Below are 14,690 nucleotides of genomic sequence, written 5' to 3'. Positions count from 1 at the left end.
GCCTGGGCTGATCTTGCCGGATTTGGCACGAAAACTTGCCAGGGTGGCAAGATGGCGGCCGTGAACCGCGAAACCGAAGACGTTCTCGACGGGGTGGGCGCACGGCTGCGGACGCTGCGCCGGCACCGCGGCATCACCCTCGCCGACCTCGCGACGACCACCGGCATCTCGGAGAGCACCCTGTCGCGGCTGGAGAGCGGGCAGCGCCGGGCGACCCTGGAACTGCTGCTACCGCTGTCGCGCACCTACGACGTGCCGCTGGACGACCTCGTCGGCGCGCCGCGCACCGGTGATCCGCGCATCCACCTCAAGCCGATCCACAAGTACGGCATGACGTTCGTGCCGTTGTCGAGGCGGCCGGGCGGGGTGCAGTCGTTCAAGATGCTCATCCCGGCCGTCCCGGAACCCCTCGACCCCACCTTGCAGACGCACGACGGGTTCGAGTGGCTCTACGTCCTGAACGGACGGTTGCGGCTGGTGCTCGACGACCTCGACCTGACGTTGCCGCCGGGGGAGGCCGCCGAGTTCGACACCTCGAAGCCGCACTGGCTGGGCAGCGCGGACGGCGGCGCGGTCGAACTGCTCATCCTGTTCGACCCCCAGGGGGTGCGCACGCACGTCCACGCCGACAAGATCACTTCCGGTTGAGGCGCACCATCGCGACCACACTGACCAGCGTCACGATCGCGACGACGACCCCGTAGCCGACCGCCATGGGCGCCGCGCCGACGACACCGATGAGCAGTCCCGCGATGATCGCCGAGCTGCCCATCGCGAGGTAGCCGACGAAGAAGATCGCGGTGAACAGACCGGCCCGCTCGTGCGGCGCGACCTCGGGCACGAGCCCGCGGGTGGTGCCGGCGAACGAGGCGCCGATCCCGGCCCCACCCACGATCGCGGCCGCCCAGAGCAGGGGCAGCGAGACGGCGCCGATGCTGCCGATGAACAGGACGGCGCCGGCGACCATCGCGATCGTGCCGCCGAGCCGCAGCCTCGGAGCCTTCACCCCGCTGCTGAACGCGGAGGCCACGGTGGACGCTCCGAGAGCGACGAAAGCCAGTAGCGAACCGACGATCGGGCTCTTCACGGCGAACACCGCGACCAGCAGCGCGGGCACGAGTCCCATGAACGCCGTCATCGTCATGAACCCGCCGACGATGCCCGGAACCGAGGTCCAGTAGAGCCTGCGCACCTGCACGGGCAGTGAAATGCGGGGATTGAGCGAGGCGATCGCGCCCGGCTTGCGCGTCGCGGTCTCCGGCGTGAAGACCGCGAAGATCGTCCCGGCCGCCATCACCACGGCGAGCACGAACCACACGTCGAACGCGGCGTTCGAGGAGAACTCGGCCAGAACGCCCGCGAAGAGCGCGCCGATCGCGAGCCCGCCGAGCGGCGCCATGCTGGTCATCTGGGCGCCGAGCTTCTTGAACCGCTCCGGCGCGAGCTCGACGACGGCCGCACTGAGCGCGCTGGACGCGGCGCCGGTCGCGACACCCTGCACGACCCGTGCGGCGATGACCCAGCCGATGCTCGGCGCGACCAGGAACATCAGCATCGCGACGAGGTCGATGCCCAGCGCGGCGATCATCAGCGGCCGCCGTCCGATGTGGTCCGACAGCGACCCGATCACCAGGATCGCGACGAGCAGCGAGAACGCGTAGACGCCGAACGCGAGGGTCAGCACCCACGGCGCGAACCCCCATTGGTGCTGGTAGGCCGGCAGCAACGGGGTCGGCGCCCCGGCCGCCACCAGGATCGCGACCATCGCGGCCGAGATGCCCGCGAAGCCCACGCCGCGTGACAGGAACGGCCGGCGCGAGGCCGTGTCTGTGCGATCAAGCAGTGCGGTCACCTGAAGTCCTTCGAGTTCGGGGAGTGGTGCGGACGACAGTAAACGCGTTCGCTTGCTTTTTGCAAGTGCGCTTTGAATCACGCAGTTGGCTACGATGATGCAAGCTTGCTACGGTGAGTGCGTGAAGCGACGTGATTTCGGCCAGTACTGCGGCCTCGCCCGCGCGCTGGAACTGGTGGGCGAGCGGTGGGCGCTGCTGATCGTGCGCAACCTGATCGTCCGGCCGCGTCGCTACTCGGAGCTGCAGACGGGTCTGTCGGGCATCCCGACGAACGTGCTGGCCACGCGCCTCAAGGAGCTGGAACAGGCGGGCATCGTGGAGCGTCAGGTCGCTCCGGCACCCGCGCGCGGCGTCGTCTACGCGCTCACCGAGGTCGGCAGGTCGCTGGAGCCCGCGCTGCTGTCCCTGGCGCGCTGGGGCGCGACCCAGCTCGGTGACCCGCAGCCGGGCGACGTCGTCACGCCCGAAGGCGCGGTGCTGAGCCTCCGCACCGCGTTCCAGCCCGCGAAGGCGGCCGGTCTGACGGCGTCCTGGGAGATCCACGTCCGCGATGCCGTGGTGCACGCGGTCATCACCGACGGCGAGCTCGTCACCGGCCTCGGCCCGGCGCCGGTCGAACCTGACCTGGTCATGGTCCCCCAGCTGGCCGACGACCAGCTGGCGGCCTACCGGGTGATCATCGCCGTGATGCGGGACGGTCTGGTGGAGCTGCGGGGCGACAGCAAGCTCCTCGACACGTTCCTGCGGGTGTTCACCGTTCCGCTGGCGGCCTGAGCGCGACCGAGCCCGCCAGGATCAGCCCGGCGGCGACGAGCAACGCGTGCGGCACGAACAGGCCTGCCGCGACGAGCGCGAGTGCGACGAGGTGGAGCGGCCAGGTCTTCTGGCGAGTGGTCATCGGGCGCCTCCCAGCTGGGGGTTGAGGGCGTCGGGTTCCACGATGCGTCAGCGACCTGGGTCCTGGCGATCCGTCACGGCACTCAACCTGGCGGTGGCCTGCGCGGATGGCCGGCGTCGGCGTGGGTGTCGCCACCCGCCGCGTGCGGCCCGCGTCACTTCACCGGCGTGACCATCCCCACCTCCGCCCCACCTCCACCTCTCCGACCGGCGCGCCTGCCCGAGTCCCGCGAACATGGGTGTTGCCACGGATGGACACGTGGCGCCCTCGCCAGTCAGCCTCGCAGGCGTGGCGGGAAGTGATCACGGAGAGGCGGCGCGCGTGTCGTTGTTCGGGCGGATCTTCCTGCTCAACGCCCTGGTCCTGATGACGGCGGCCGCCCTGCTGGTGTTCGGTCCCGCCACGGTGTCGACGCCGGCGCCGTTGCGCGAGGTGGTGGTGCTGGCGGCGGGGCTGGTCGTGATGCTGATCGCGAACGCCGTGCTGATCCGGGTGGGGCTCGCGCCGCTGGGCAGGCTCACCCGCGCGATGACCACGATCGACCTGCTCAAGCCTGGTCCGCGGCTGCAGGCGACGGGGCACGGCGAGATCGCCGAGCTGATCACCACGTTCAACAGCATGATCGACCGGCTGGAGGCCGAGCGCGGGTACAGCTCGGCGATCGCCCTGTCCGCGCAGGAGTCGGAGCGGCGGCGGGTGGCGCAGGAGCTGCACGACGAGGTCGGGCAGTCGCTGACGGCGGTGCTGCTCAGCCTCAAGCGGGTCGCGGACCAGTCGCCGCGGGAGACCCGCGAGGAGTTGCTGCAGGTGCAGGAGACCACGCGCAGCACGCTCGACGAGATCCGCCGCATCGCCCGCCGGTTGCGACCGGGCGTGCTGGAGGAACTGGGGCTGGTCAGCGCGCTCAAGGCCCTCACCCGGGAGATCGGCGATCCGGCGGGACTCACGATCCGGCGGTCGTTCGACAAGAACCTGCCTGTGCTGGACGCCGAGACCGAGCTGGTCGTCTACCGCGTCGCGCAGGAAGGCCTCACCAACACCGTGCGCCACGCGGACGCCCAGGAGATCGAACTGAGCCTGACCGCCCGTCCGTCCGAGGTGGAGTTGCGGCTGCGCGACGACGGCCGGGGGATCGGCAGCAGTCAGGAAGGAGCCGGTATCCGGGGCATGCGGGAACGCGCGTTGCTGGTCGGCGCCGATCTCACGGTCGGACCGACGATGCGGGGCACCGAGGTCAGGCTGGTCGTCAAGGCGAAGGGGGAGAGCGAATGACCGTGCGCATCCTGCTCGCGGACGACCACGCGCTCGTCCGCCGCGGCGTCCGGCTGATCCTGGACAACGAACCGGACCTCGAGGTCGTCGGCGAGGCGGGCGACGGCGCCGAGGCGATCGCCGTGGCCCGCAGGGAACAGCCGGACCTCGCGATCCTCGACATCGCCATGCCGCGGCTGACCGGGTTGCAGGCCGCGCGCGAACTGTCCCGGCTGCTGCCGGACCTGCGGATCCTGATCCTCACGATGTACGACAACGAGCAGTACTTCTTCGAGGCGCTCAAGGCGGGCGCGTCGGGATACGTGCTCAAGTCCGTCGCCGACCGCGACCTGGTGGAGGCGTGCCGTTCCGCGATGCGCGGCGAGCCGTTCCTCTACCCCGGCGCGGTGAACTCGCTGATCCGCAACTACCTGGACCGCGCCAAGGAGGGCAACGGCTTCCCGGCCAAGGCGATCACCGATCGCGAGGAGGAGATCCTCAAACTGGTCGCGGAGGGCCACTCCTCCAAGGAGATCGCGGACATGCTCGTGATCAGCGTCAAGACCGTCGAGCGGCACCGGGCCAACCTGCTGCAGAAACTCGGGCTCAAGGACCGCCTCGAACTCACCCGGTACGCGATCCGCGCCGGGCTCATCGAACCCTAGGAACTCGAGTGAACGTCGAAGTGACGCCCCTGCCCGGCATAGGGGTCAGGCAGGACTTCTCCATCCGCTCCGGCCGCCGGATCGGCGTGATCTCCTACCGCGACGGCAAGTTCGAGCTCATCATGTCCAAACAGGACGACCCGGACACGACCGCCGCCTCGATCCCATTGACGCCGGAGGAGGCGGGCACGCTCGCCGGTCTGCTCGGGGCGCCGCAGCTCGTCTCGAAGCTCGCCAGGCAGCACGCGGACATCACCGGGATCACGACCCGTCAGCTGCCGGTCACGGCGTTCGCCGCCCGCACGCTCGGCGACACCGCGCTGCGCACCCGCACCGGTGCGTCGATCGTGGCCGTGGTGCGGGCGGGCAACGCGCATCCGTCGCCGGGCCCCGACTTCCTGTTCGAGAACGGCGATCTCGCGGTCGTCGTCGGCACCGCGGACGGTCTCGACACCGCCGCGGACATCCTGACGGGCGGCTGAGCCAGTGCACGACACCACGATCGCCCTGATCCAACTGGGTGCGGTCTTCTTCGGACTGGGCCTGCTCGGCCGCGTCGCCTGGAGATTCGGCATCTCGCCGATCCCGCTCTACCTCGTCGGCGGTCTCGCGTTCGGCTCCGGCGGGCTGATCCCGTTGCACGGCATCGAGGAGTTCACCCATCTCGCCAGCGAGATCGGCGTGGTGCTGCTGCTGTTGTTGCTGGGCCTGGAGTACTCGGCCTCCGAGCTGACCACCGGCCTGAAGAAGTCGTGGATGGCGGGCCTCCTCGACATCCTGCTCAACGCCGCCCCCGGCGCGATCGTGGCGCTGATGCTCGGCTGGGGCCCGGTCGGGGCGCTCGCGATGGCGGGCGTCACCTACATCTCGTCGTCCGGCATCATCGCCAAGGTCCTCGGCGACCTCGGCCGGCTCGGCAACCGCGAGACACCGGTGATCCTCTCGGTGCTGGTGTTCGAGGACCTGGCGATGGCCGTCTACCTGCCGGTGCTCACCGCCGTGCTCGCGGGCGTCAGTTTCCTCGGCGGCCTCACCTCGGTCGGCATCTCGCTGCTCGCGATCACCGTGGTCCTGGTGGTGGCGCTGAAGTACGGCCGCGTCATCTCGGCCATTGTGGACAGTCCGGACCACGAGGTGTTCCTGCTCAAGCTCCTCGGTTCCGCGCTGCTCGTCGCCGGCATCGCCTCGGAACTGCAGGTGTCCGCCGCGGTCGGCGCGTTCCTGCTGGGCATCGCGATCTCCGGCTCCACCGCCGAGAACGCCACGCGCCTGCTGGAACCGTTGCGCGACCTGTTCGCGGCGATGTTCTTCGTCGTCTTCGGCCTCAACACCGACCCGCGCACGATCCCGCCCGTGCTCGGCATGGCGGTGCTGCTGGCGGTGATCACCACCGTGACGAAGGTCGCGACGGGCTGGTGGGCGGCTCGCCGGCAGGGCATCGGACTGATGGGGCGCGCCCGCACGGGTGCCGCTCTGGTGGCGCGCGGCGAGTTCTCGATCGTCATCGCCGGTCTGGCCGTCGCGTCCGGCCACGTGAGCGACCAGCTCGCCGCGCTCGCCACCGCGTACGTGCTGCTGATGGCGATCATCGGCCCGATCGCGGCGCGCTACGTGGAACCGGTCGGCGAGTTCTTCCTCCGCAGGCGGGCAGCGGCTCAGTGAGGTGGCCGGCGCTCCTGCTGGCCCTGCTGCTGGCGTTCGTCGGCACGAGCACGCGTGAGGTTTCGTCCGACCAGACGGGATCGGGGCTGAACGCTCCGGTCTCGGCCGTCCACGTGCAGACGACGGCGTCCCCGGACGCCTGCTGGGCGCTGCTCGGGGCGGCGACCGACCCGTGCCCGCCGCGGGCCCGGTCGCAGGTGATCGTTGCTCGCGCTCAGAACTTCGAGGCGACGACCTCGGGTCAGTGGTCGAGCCGGGCACCGCCTTGTGCGGTTGTTCTCGGCTCTCCGTACCCCTGACTCCTGAGGATCTCGCATGTCTTACGTCGTGTTGGTGTTGTTGCTCGCGTCCGTGCTCATCGGTGTCGGTGCGCTGGGCGCGATGGTGCGGAAGAAGGAGCCGTTCTACGGCGTGGTCGGACTCGTGACGATCTGCGTCCCGAGTTCGCTTCTGGCGTTCCTCTACCTGGCTGTGGCCTGATCAACGGACTGGTCGAGCTGGGCGATCCCCTGCGCCACGCCCAGCTCGACCAGGTCCTGCGGCCGCAACCGCAGCTGGTCCGCCGTCCGCCGGGCCTGCGCCGGGTCCCGCTTCAGGATCGCGGTGGCCAGCTCGGGTGAGATCACCGCGAAGTAGCTGTCCGGTGTCACCCACATCCGGTCCGGTGCGGCGAACGCCAGCGCACCACCGGAGCCGCCCTCGCCGATCACCAGCGTCGTCACCGGCACCCGCGCCGCCGCGACCGCGGTGAACATGTCGGCGATCGCCGCGCCCACCCCGGCCTTCTCGGCGCCGGCGTCGTTGGCCGCACCCGGTGTGTCGACGAGCGTCAGCACCGGAATGCCGAGCCGGTCCGCCAGCCGCACCAGGCGTGCCGCCGTGCGAAACCCGGCAGGCCTTGTCGCCGTGCCGCACTGCGCCGCGTACGCGATGGTCTGCCCGTCGCGATGCCCGAACCCGCACAGCACCCCGGGATCGACGCCACCGCCGCGGTCGCCGTTGATGGGCTCGTGCCAGTCGAAGTAGGTGGCGAGGTAGGCCTTGGCACGCGGACGTCCCAGCGTCCGAGCGCGCACCACCGCGTCCCAGCCGGTCTTCGGCAACGTGGCCTGGCCCAGCGCTGCCGGCACCGGCGCGGGCCCGCTGGGGGAGGTGGTGAGCATCCGCAGCCAGCGCTCCAGCCGGCCGGGCAGCTCCTCGGGCGGCATGAGCTGGTCGACCAGGCCTGCCGCGAACTGCTGCGTCACCGAGTATCCCGGCGGCCGCACCCGCGACCCGGCGAACCCGACCTGCGCGCCCCGCAGCCCCAGCACGACGTCCGCGCCCGCCCCGAGCGTGGCCCAGCCGCCCCCGGTGGTGGGATCGCGCAGCACCGCGACGTGCGGCAGCCCGGCCTCGCGGGTCAGCGTGATCTGGCGGGCGATCCTGGGCAGCTGCATCAACGCGAGCGTGCCCTCCTGCATGCGGCTGCCGCCGGTCGCGACCAGCGAGACCACCGGGAGGCGGAGCTCGCGGGCGTGCGTGAAGGCCTGCTCGATGCGGGCACCGGTGCGGGTGCCCAGCGAGCCGCCGAGGAAGCCGAACTCGAACGCCACCAGCACGGCCGTGACGCCACCGATCTCGGCGACCCCGCAGACGACGGACTCGCGCTCGCCGGTGGCGGCTTCCGTCCGGGAGAGCTGGTCGCCGTAGCCGGGCCACCGGAGCGGCCCGTCCGCCTGACCGCCGTCACCAGGCCACCAGCGCTGATCCTCCACTCCGGACAGTCCGAGGTCGTCCGGCAGCTCGGCGAACGAAGTCGCCACTCGGCCGATCACCGCACGGGCCGGCTCACGTCCGCAGAGCACGTTTCATCACCTTGCCCATGTCGTTGCGCGGCAACGACTCCACGAACCGCACCACGCGAGGCCGTTTGTGCGGCGTGAGCAGCCGCGCCACGTGGTCGGCGAGCTCGTCCGGCGACGCCACGACCTCGGCGGACACGACCCAGGCGACGATCCGCTCGCCCAGGTCGTCGTCGGGCTCGCCGGTGACCGCGACCTCCTTCACCCCGGGGTGTTCCAGCAGGGCGTTCTCGATCTCGCCCGCGCCGATCTTGTAGCCGCCGCTCTTGATGATGTCCGTGGCCTTGCGGCCGACGATGCGGAAGTAGCCGTCCTCGTCGCGCGTGCCGACGTCGCCGGTGCGGAACCATCCGTCGGCGAACGCCTCGGTGGTCGCGTCTGGCCGGTTCAGGTACTCGGTGAACAGGTTCGGGCCGCGCACCTGGATCTCGCCGATCGCACCGACGTCGTCCAGCGTCAGGCCGGCCTCGTCGACCAGCCGCACCTCGACGCCCGGCAACGGCACTCCGACCGCGCCGGGCCTGCGGTCGCCGTCCGCGCGGACGCTGGTGTTCATCAGCGTCTCGGTCATGCCGTACCGCTCGACCACCCGCTGCCCGGTCGCGACGGCGATCCGCTCGTGGTCGCGCACCGGCAGCGCCGCCGAACCCGACACCAGCAGCCGTGCTCCGCTCAACGCGTTGGCCAGCTTCAGATCGCCGCCGACCTCTTCGGCGATGCGGTGGTACATCGTCGGAACGCCGAACATCATCGTGCCGTCGCCGTCCAGCGCCCGCACCACGCCGTCGGTGGAGAACTTGCCGAGGTGGTGCAGGGTGCCACCGCGGCGCAACGGGCCCAGCACGCCGAGGATCAGCCCGTGCACGTGGAACAACGGCAACGCGTGCACCAGCACGTCGTCCGGCGACCACTCCCACGCCTCCGCCACCGCGTCCAAAGTGGACACGATGGCCCGGCGTGGCAGCACGACACCCTTGGGCGAGCCGGTGGTGCCCGAGGTGTAGACGATCAACGCCGGAGCGTCGTCGCCGGGCTCGGCGAACGGTGCGAACGAACCACTGTCGAGCGTGACGTCCCGGCGCGGCACCGAGTCCAGTCCGGCGGGAAGCCGCGTGCCGGGAGCCGCCAGCACCTGGGCGGGCGCGCTGTCCGCCACGATGTGGGCGAGTTCGCGTTCGCCGACCTTCGGGTTGAGCGGCACGGCGGGCACCCCGGCGAGCAGGGCCGCGACCACCGCGACGCACGTCTCGATGGTCGGGGTCGCCCAGATCGCCACCCGAGGCAGGCCGGACAGCTGTTGTGCCAACGGTCCTGCGCAGGCAGCAAGCTCGGTGTGGGTGAGGGTGCGGTCGCCGAAGCGGAGGGCGACGCGGTCTGACTGCAAGGCGAACATGGACTCACCAGATTCCCGGGACGACGAGGGCGAGCCAGACCAGCGGCGGCGCTGCCGCGACCATGATCCCGCCGTAGACCATCAACTGCTTGAAGAACTTGTCGCGGTCGACGTCCTGCGCGCCCGCGAGCACCAGAGCGCCGTTGGTGGAGAACGGACTCACGTCGACCACGGTCGCCGACACCGCCAGCGCCGCGATCAGGCCGATAGCACTGACCTCGCCCTGCAACAGGAACGGCACGGCCAGCGGGATCAGCGCGCCCATGATGCCGACCGACGACGCGAACGCGGACACGATCGCGCCGATGTAGCAGATGAGCAGGGCCGCGAGCAGGGGAGCGCCGACGCTCGCGACGGAGTCGCCCGCCCACTTGATCGTGCCCATCGTCTGCAGGACGGCGACGTAGGTGAGGATGCCGCAGATCAGCAGCACGGTCGGCCACGTGATCTGGGTGATCGCCTCCTTCGAGGTCTCCGGCCACACCACGCTGAGCAGCACGGCGACCGTGATCGCGGCGAGGCCGACGTCGAGGTCGAACACCAGCGCGGCCACGACGAGCGCGGCCAGTCCGAGCAGGGTGGCGATGCGGGGCGCGGTCAGGGTGACGCGCTCGTCGGTCTCGTCGTCGTTGCCGTCGCCGACCCCGCCGCCGAGGCTGTCGTCGCCACCGCCGGTGCGAGCCGGCGCGGGCGCGTCCAGCGGCTGCCGTGCCAGTTTCATCCCGCCCAGCACCACGAACACCACGACGGCGATCAGCAGGTTCACCACGAGGCTGGCCAGGAACAGCACGATCTCGTTGCCCGGCAGGCCCTCCTTGGCCACGATGCCGTTGACGATCGTGCCGTAGATGCTGATGGGGGAGAACCCGCCGGCTTGCGCGCCGTGCACCACCATCACGCCCATCAGCAACGGGCTGATCCGGTACTTGGCCGCGAACCCCATCGCGATCGGCGCCACGATCGCGACCGCCGCCGGGCTCACCGCGCCGATCGCCGTCAGCACGCCGGTGATCGCGAACATCACCCACGGCATCAACGCGATCCGCCCGCCGACCAGCCGGATCGCCATGTGCACCAGCCAGTCCGTGGTGCCGTTGGCGCGGGCGATGGCGAACAGGAACGTCACCCCGACCAGCACGACGAACAACGAGCCGGGGAAGCCTTTGAAGATGTCGTCGGTCTTCATGTCCGCGACCAGCGTGCCGACCCCGAAGGCCGCGGCGAAGGCGAGCGCACCCATGTTGATCGACCTGGTCGTGGCGATGACGAACACCACGACCAGCACGAGTATCGAGATCAGTTCGGCGGACATGCAGGGCTCCCGTCGTTGGGGCTGTCCGAGTGGATGGCCAGAGCTGGCTCAGTGGCCGAGTGGTTCAGCCACTTTCCGCCCACTGTCCAGCAGCTGTCAAGAGGTGGCCTAGTGGATGAGCCACTTGACCGGTTATCCTGGGCCGATGTCCGAGGCACTGCGGCCCATGGTCAAATCCCGCCTGTACGAGCAGGTGCTCGAACGCCTGCGCGCGCACGTGGTCGAGGCCGGGCTGAGCGCGGGGGACAGGCTGCCCGCCGAACGCGACCTCGCCGCGAGCCTCGGCGTGAGCCGCGCGTCGGTCAAGCAGGCGATCGTGGTCCTGGAGGTCCAGGGCCTGGTCGAGGCACGGCACGGCGGTGGCACGTACCTGGTGCGCGACACCCTCGACGTCGAACCGGTCGAGCAACTCGTCGAACGCCGCAAGCGCCTGCCCGAGGTGCTGGAGGCCCGCGAGGCGCTGGAGACCAAGCTCGCCGAACTCGCCGCCGAACGCCGCACGGACGCCGAACTGGAGACCATCAGCGCGGCACTGGACTTCATGCGCGACGAGATCGCCGACGGCGACAACGGAGTGGAAGGGGATCGCCGCTTCCACGCCGCCGTCACCGCCGCCGCCCACAGCTCGTTGCTCGCCGAGTTCATGAAGACCATCGCCGAGCAGATCACCGAGAGCCGCACCGAGTCGCTGCGCCAGCCGGGGCGCCCCTCCCGGTCACTGGCGCAGCACACGGCGATCTACGAGGCCATCGCCGCGGGGGACGCGAAGAAGGCCGCCGCGGCGATGCGCAAGCACGTGCGCACCGTCGCGAAGGTCAGGCTGCTCACCTGGGTGCCCGAAGACTGACCACCGCCGGCGAGTTGCGCGCCTGCACGACGTGGCTGGACCCGTCCGCCTTGTGCACGACGAACTTCCAGTCCCGCTTGGACACCTTGCCGGACAGCACCACGATCGTGTCGCCGTGCTGGATGATCCGCGTGCGCCCGCCGTCCTCGTAGAGCGTGAACTCGCCCTTCGCTCCGGCCGTGACGTGCACGGTCAGCGCGTCGGCCGGGTTCTTGGCGTCGTTGGACACGTTGTTCGCGCGCTCGACCAGCATGCCGCCTGCGCGCATGAACACCGGCATGGTGTCCCAGCCCGCGCTGACCGTGGCCCAGGTGTTGCCCTGGTAGACCTTGCCGGTGAAGTAGTCGGTCCACTGGCCGGGCGGGAACCAGACCCGCGTCTCGCCGACGTCACCGGGCGTGGTGATCGGCGCGACCAGCAGGTCCGGCCCGAGCAGGAACTGGCTGTCCACAGTGGAGTATGCCTCCGGACTGCCTGGGTACTCCAGCCACGTCGGTCGCTGGAGCGGCACGCCGGTCCGGTTCGCCTGCTCCGCCAACGAGTAGATGTACGGCACGAGCCGTTCGCGCAGGTTCAGGAACTTCGTCGCCGACGCCTGCGCGGCGGGTCCGTACTGCCACGGCAACCGGTCGCTGTGATTGCTGTGCAGCCGCGTGATCGGCTGGAACGCGCCCAGCTGCACCCACCGCGCGTACATGTCGTCCGGCATCTTGGTGGTGTAGCGGACCTGGCCGTTGTCCAGGTACGTCTCCGAGCCGCGCAGGCCGGTGGTGTCGTTGTGCCCGCCGATGTCGTGGCTGATGTTCGACATCCCGGTCGACACGCCCTCGGCCGAGGTGTAGCCGATGGTCGCCTTCAGGGTGCCCCACGTCGACGAGGTGTCGCCGGTGAAGTGCAGGGTGTTGCGCTTCTCCGCCCACGGCCCCGTCGGCAACGGCCCTGAGCCGCTGTATCCGCCCGCCTGCAGCGATCCGAACCCGCGCGAGAACGCGAACGAGCCCATCTTCGCGTACTGCTCGTTGATCCACGAGTCCGCGGTCACCCCGCGCAGCGACGACCCCGAGCCGTCACAACACCAGTCGAGCCACCAGAAGTCCGTCGGCATCTTCCTGTGCAGTTCGACGTACGCCCGCAGCTGGTCGGGGTCTGCCCAGTCGAACACGTAGCAGTTCGTGCAGGAACCCTTGGCCAGCTTGCCCTTCGCGGTGGCCTGGGCCTGCGCGAAGTCCGGGTCGTCGCCCTGGATGCTCGGGTGGATGTTGAGCGTGCTGTGCAGGCCCTCGCCGTGCGCCCAGTCGAGGAAGCCCTGCGGGTCGGGGAACTTGGCCTGGTCCATGCGCCAGCCGTTCCACAGGTTGTGCCCCTTGAAGTCCGTGTCGACCACCAGGACGTCCAGCGGGACACCGTGCTGCCGGAACGCGGGCAGGATCCGGTCGCGGAAGTCGGCGGCGGTCCGGTCGATGTACTCGGAGTACCAGACGCCGTATGCCCAGCGCGGCAACAACTTCGGCCCACCGGTCAGCGTCGTGAGATCGCCGAGCGCGGCCTTGAAGTTCTGGCCGTAGCCGAACACGTAACCGTCCTGGTACGGCTGCGCGCCCCTGTCCGCACGCGGAGTTCCGTTGCGCAGAGCGGAAGGCGTGTCGTCCAGCAGGTACCAGCCGTCGCGGTACGTCAGGCCGGGAGTCAGCTGCGGATCACCGCTGTTGCCGGTGTACCCGTCGAGCGAACGCCGGTAGCCGCCGAGCGCCAGGTGCTGGACCGAGTTGTTGATCCCGATGGTGTCCAGGTTGACGTGGCACCCCGCGGCCGGACAGGTGACCGTGAGGTCGGAAGTGCCCGCGGGCAGGGACACCTGTGCCGTCGTCGTGCCCCACGTGCCCCAGTTCGCCGTGACGGGCAACGTGATCGGCTGCCCGTTGAGCAGTACCGTCCTGGCCTCGTGCTTGCCGTCGCCGCCGACACCGTTGGCATAGCGCAGCACCACCGGATACGTGCCCGCCGCCGGCACGCTGGTGACGCGCTGGCTCAGCCGCGTGCCGCCGACGAGTTCGGCGACGAACCCGGTGCCCGCGAACCCCGCGTGCTCGACCGCGATCTTGGCCGAGCCGCTCAGCACGCCGTTCTCAGCCTCGCAGGTCGTGCCGAACCGGCAGTCGTCGACGGCCCTGACGCTCGGATATGCCTGATCAGGAGCGAGTAGAGCAAGGCTGTCAACGTTGACGTTGCCCGAGTCGGCGGCACCTCGCGTGAGGGAGATGCGGTGCTCACCCGCGGACAGGTCGACATCGGTGGAGACCTGCTGCCAGGTGTCCCAGTTCGCGGTCGCCGGCAGGGTGATCTGACGGGGAGCCTGCCCGTCGACGCCGAGCCGGAGCGTGCGGTTCTCGTGCTTGCCGTCGCCGCCCTGCCCGTTCGCGTACTTCACGACGACCCGGTGCCGGCCCGCGGCCGAAGCGCGCACGGTCGCCGTGATCCCGTTGTTGGTGTACGAGAACCCGGCGATGAAGCCGGCGCCGGTGCTACCGGCATGATCCGCCGCCACCAGCACGCCCTCGCGTTGCTGGTCCTCGGTCTCGCACAGCTGCCCGGTCGCACAGACCACCCGCCGCCACGGGGACGCGGTCGTGCCGCCCGACTTGATCTCGAAGTTGTCCGCGCGGAACGGCCCGGAGTCCACGCGGTAGCGCACGGTCATGGCCGAGGTGGTGATGGTCAGCCACCCGTCCTGCACGCGGGACGTGTAGGACGTGCGGGGGATCGTGCGGTTTACAACGTTGTAAGTGGCCTGGTTCTCAAAGGCGCCGTTCCCGGCGAACTCGGACCGGATCAGGGTGGGGGAGAGGATCTGGAACCTGGCCTGCCCGGAGATGACCGTGCCGTTGGGCTGGGCGGTCGCGGGGACGGGGAGGGCCAGGCTCAGCAGGGCTAGCAGAGGGACGATCGTCGTGCGTTTCCGCATTCG

Annotated in this window: 15 protein-coding genes; 9 read left to right on the top strand and 6 right to left on the bottom strand. The window is 70.2% G+C overall.

Features of this window, described 5'->3' with window-relative positions; genetic code table 11:
- The first annotated feature begins 60 nt into the window (after positions 1-60).
- Positions 61-648, top strand: coding sequence for an XRE family transcriptional regulator (locus OG205_RS13715; protein ID WP_319979653.1), 588 nt, complete (start codon positions 61-63; stop codon positions 646-648).
- Here OG205_RS13715 and OG205_RS13710 read toward each other — a convergent pair.
- Positions 635-1,852, bottom strand: coding sequence for an MFS transporter (locus OG205_RS13710; RefSeq protein ID WP_330276611.1), 1,218 nt, complete (start codon positions 1,850-1,852; stop codon positions 635-637). The genes OG205_RS13715 and OG205_RS13710 overlap by 14 nt on opposite strands.
- 121 nt (positions 1,853-1,973) lie before the next feature.
- Here OG205_RS13710 and OG205_RS13705 point away from each other — a divergent pair, with 121 nt between their 5' ends.
- Positions 1,974-2,627: a winged helix-turn-helix transcriptional regulator gene (locus OG205_RS13705; RefSeq protein WP_330276610.1), complete on the top strand. Its 654-nt coding sequence runs from the start codon at positions 1,974-1,976 to the stop codon at positions 2,625-2,627.
- On the opposite strand, the gene OG205_RS13700 is transcribed toward OG205_RS13705, so the two are convergent.
- Positions 2,605-2,751: a hypothetical protein gene (locus OG205_RS13700; protein ID WP_330276609.1), complete on the bottom strand. Its 147-nt coding sequence runs from the start codon at positions 2,749-2,751 to the stop codon at positions 2,605-2,607. The genes OG205_RS13705 and OG205_RS13700 overlap by 23 nt on opposite strands.
- 288 nt (positions 2,752-3,039) lie before the next feature.
- Here OG205_RS13700 and OG205_RS13695 point away from each other — a divergent pair, with 288 nt between their 5' ends.
- From OG205_RS13695 to OG205_RS13670, 6 genes are read left to right on the top strand one after another with little or no spacing between them, the layout of a single operon-like run.
- Positions 3,040-4,023, top strand: coding sequence for a HAMP domain-containing sensor histidine kinase (locus tag OG205_RS13695; protein WP_330276608.1), 984 nt, complete (start codon positions 3,040-3,042; stop codon positions 4,021-4,023).
- On the top strand, positions 4,020-4,667 hold the full coding sequence (locus tag OG205_RS13690) for a response regulator transcription factor (RefSeq protein ID WP_330276607.1): 648 nt from the start codon (positions 4,020-4,022) through the stop codon (positions 4,665-4,667). The genes OG205_RS13695 and OG205_RS13690 overlap by 4 nt, the downstream gene beginning before the upstream one ends.
- An 8-nt stretch (positions 4,668-4,675) precedes the next feature.
- Positions 4,676-5,149, top strand: a complete 474-nt coding sequence (locus OG205_RS13685) for a cation:proton antiporter regulatory subunit (RefSeq protein ID WP_330276606.1) — start codon at positions 4,676-4,678, stop codon at positions 5,147-5,149.
- Between the two features lie 4 nt (positions 5,150-5,153).
- Complete coding sequence (locus OG205_RS13680) at positions 5,154-6,329, top strand: cation:proton antiporter (protein WP_330276605.1); 1,176 nt, start codon at positions 5,154-5,156, stop codon at positions 6,327-6,329.
- On the top strand, positions 6,326-6,628 hold the full coding sequence (locus OG205_RS13675) for a hypothetical protein (RefSeq protein WP_330276604.1): 303 nt from the start codon (positions 6,326-6,328) through the stop codon (positions 6,626-6,628). Before OG205_RS13680 ends, OG205_RS13675 begins: the two co-directional genes overlap by 4 nt.
- A 16-nt stretch (positions 6,629-6,644) precedes the next feature.
- Positions 6,645-6,809 carry a hypothetical protein gene (locus OG205_RS13670; protein ID WP_330276603.1) on the top strand — a complete coding sequence of 55 codons (165 nt, stop codon included), beginning with the start codon at positions 6,645-6,647 and terminating at the stop codon, positions 6,807-6,809.
- Here OG205_RS13670 and OG205_RS13665 read toward each other — a convergent pair.
- Genes OG205_RS13665 through OG205_RS13655 form a run of 3 tightly spaced genes read right to left on the bottom strand, consistent with a single transcriptional unit; the run spans position 6,791 to position 10,878 of the window.
- On the bottom strand, positions 6,791-8,176 hold the full coding sequence (locus tag OG205_RS13665; protein ID WP_330276602.1) for a carboxyl transferase domain-containing protein: 1,386 nt from the start codon (positions 8,174-8,176) through the stop codon (positions 6,791-6,793). The two genes, OG205_RS13670 and OG205_RS13665, sit on opposite strands and share 19 nt — an antisense overlap.
- Complete coding sequence (locus OG205_RS13660; protein ID WP_330276601.1) at positions 8,160-9,566, bottom strand: acyl-CoA synthetase; 1,407 nt, start codon at positions 9,564-9,566, stop codon at positions 8,160-8,162. The genes OG205_RS13665 and OG205_RS13660 overlap by 17 nt, the downstream gene beginning before the upstream one ends.
- 4 nt (positions 9,567-9,570) lie before the next feature.
- Positions 9,571-10,878 carry an SLC13 family permease gene (locus OG205_RS13655; protein WP_330276600.1) on the bottom strand — a complete coding sequence of 436 codons (1,308 nt, stop codon included), beginning with the start codon at positions 10,876-10,878 and terminating at the stop codon, positions 9,571-9,573.
- Between the two features lie 145 nt (positions 10,879-11,023).
- On the opposite strand from OG205_RS13655, the gene OG205_RS13650 reads away from it, so the two are divergent.
- Complete coding sequence (locus OG205_RS13650) at positions 11,024-11,725, top strand: FadR/GntR family transcriptional regulator (RefSeq protein WP_330276599.1); 702 nt, start codon at positions 11,024-11,026, stop codon at positions 11,723-11,725.
- Here the strand turns inward: OG205_RS13650 and OG205_RS13645 are convergent.
- The gene (locus OG205_RS13645) at positions 11,703-14,687 is read right to left on the bottom strand and encodes a TIM-barrel domain-containing protein (protein WP_330276598.1); all 2,985 of its coding nucleotides are present in this window, start codon (positions 14,685-14,687) and stop codon (positions 11,703-11,705) included. The genes OG205_RS13650 and OG205_RS13645 overlap by 23 nt on opposite strands.
- Positions 14,688-14,690: the final 3 nt, after the last annotated feature.

This window comes from Lentzea sp. NBC_00516, from assembly GCF_036346835.1.
Lineage (GTDB): Bacteria > Actinomycetota > Actinomycetes > Mycobacteriales > Pseudonocardiaceae > Lentzea > Lentzea sokolovensis.
This window is presented reverse-complemented; position numbering and strand designations above follow the sequence as displayed.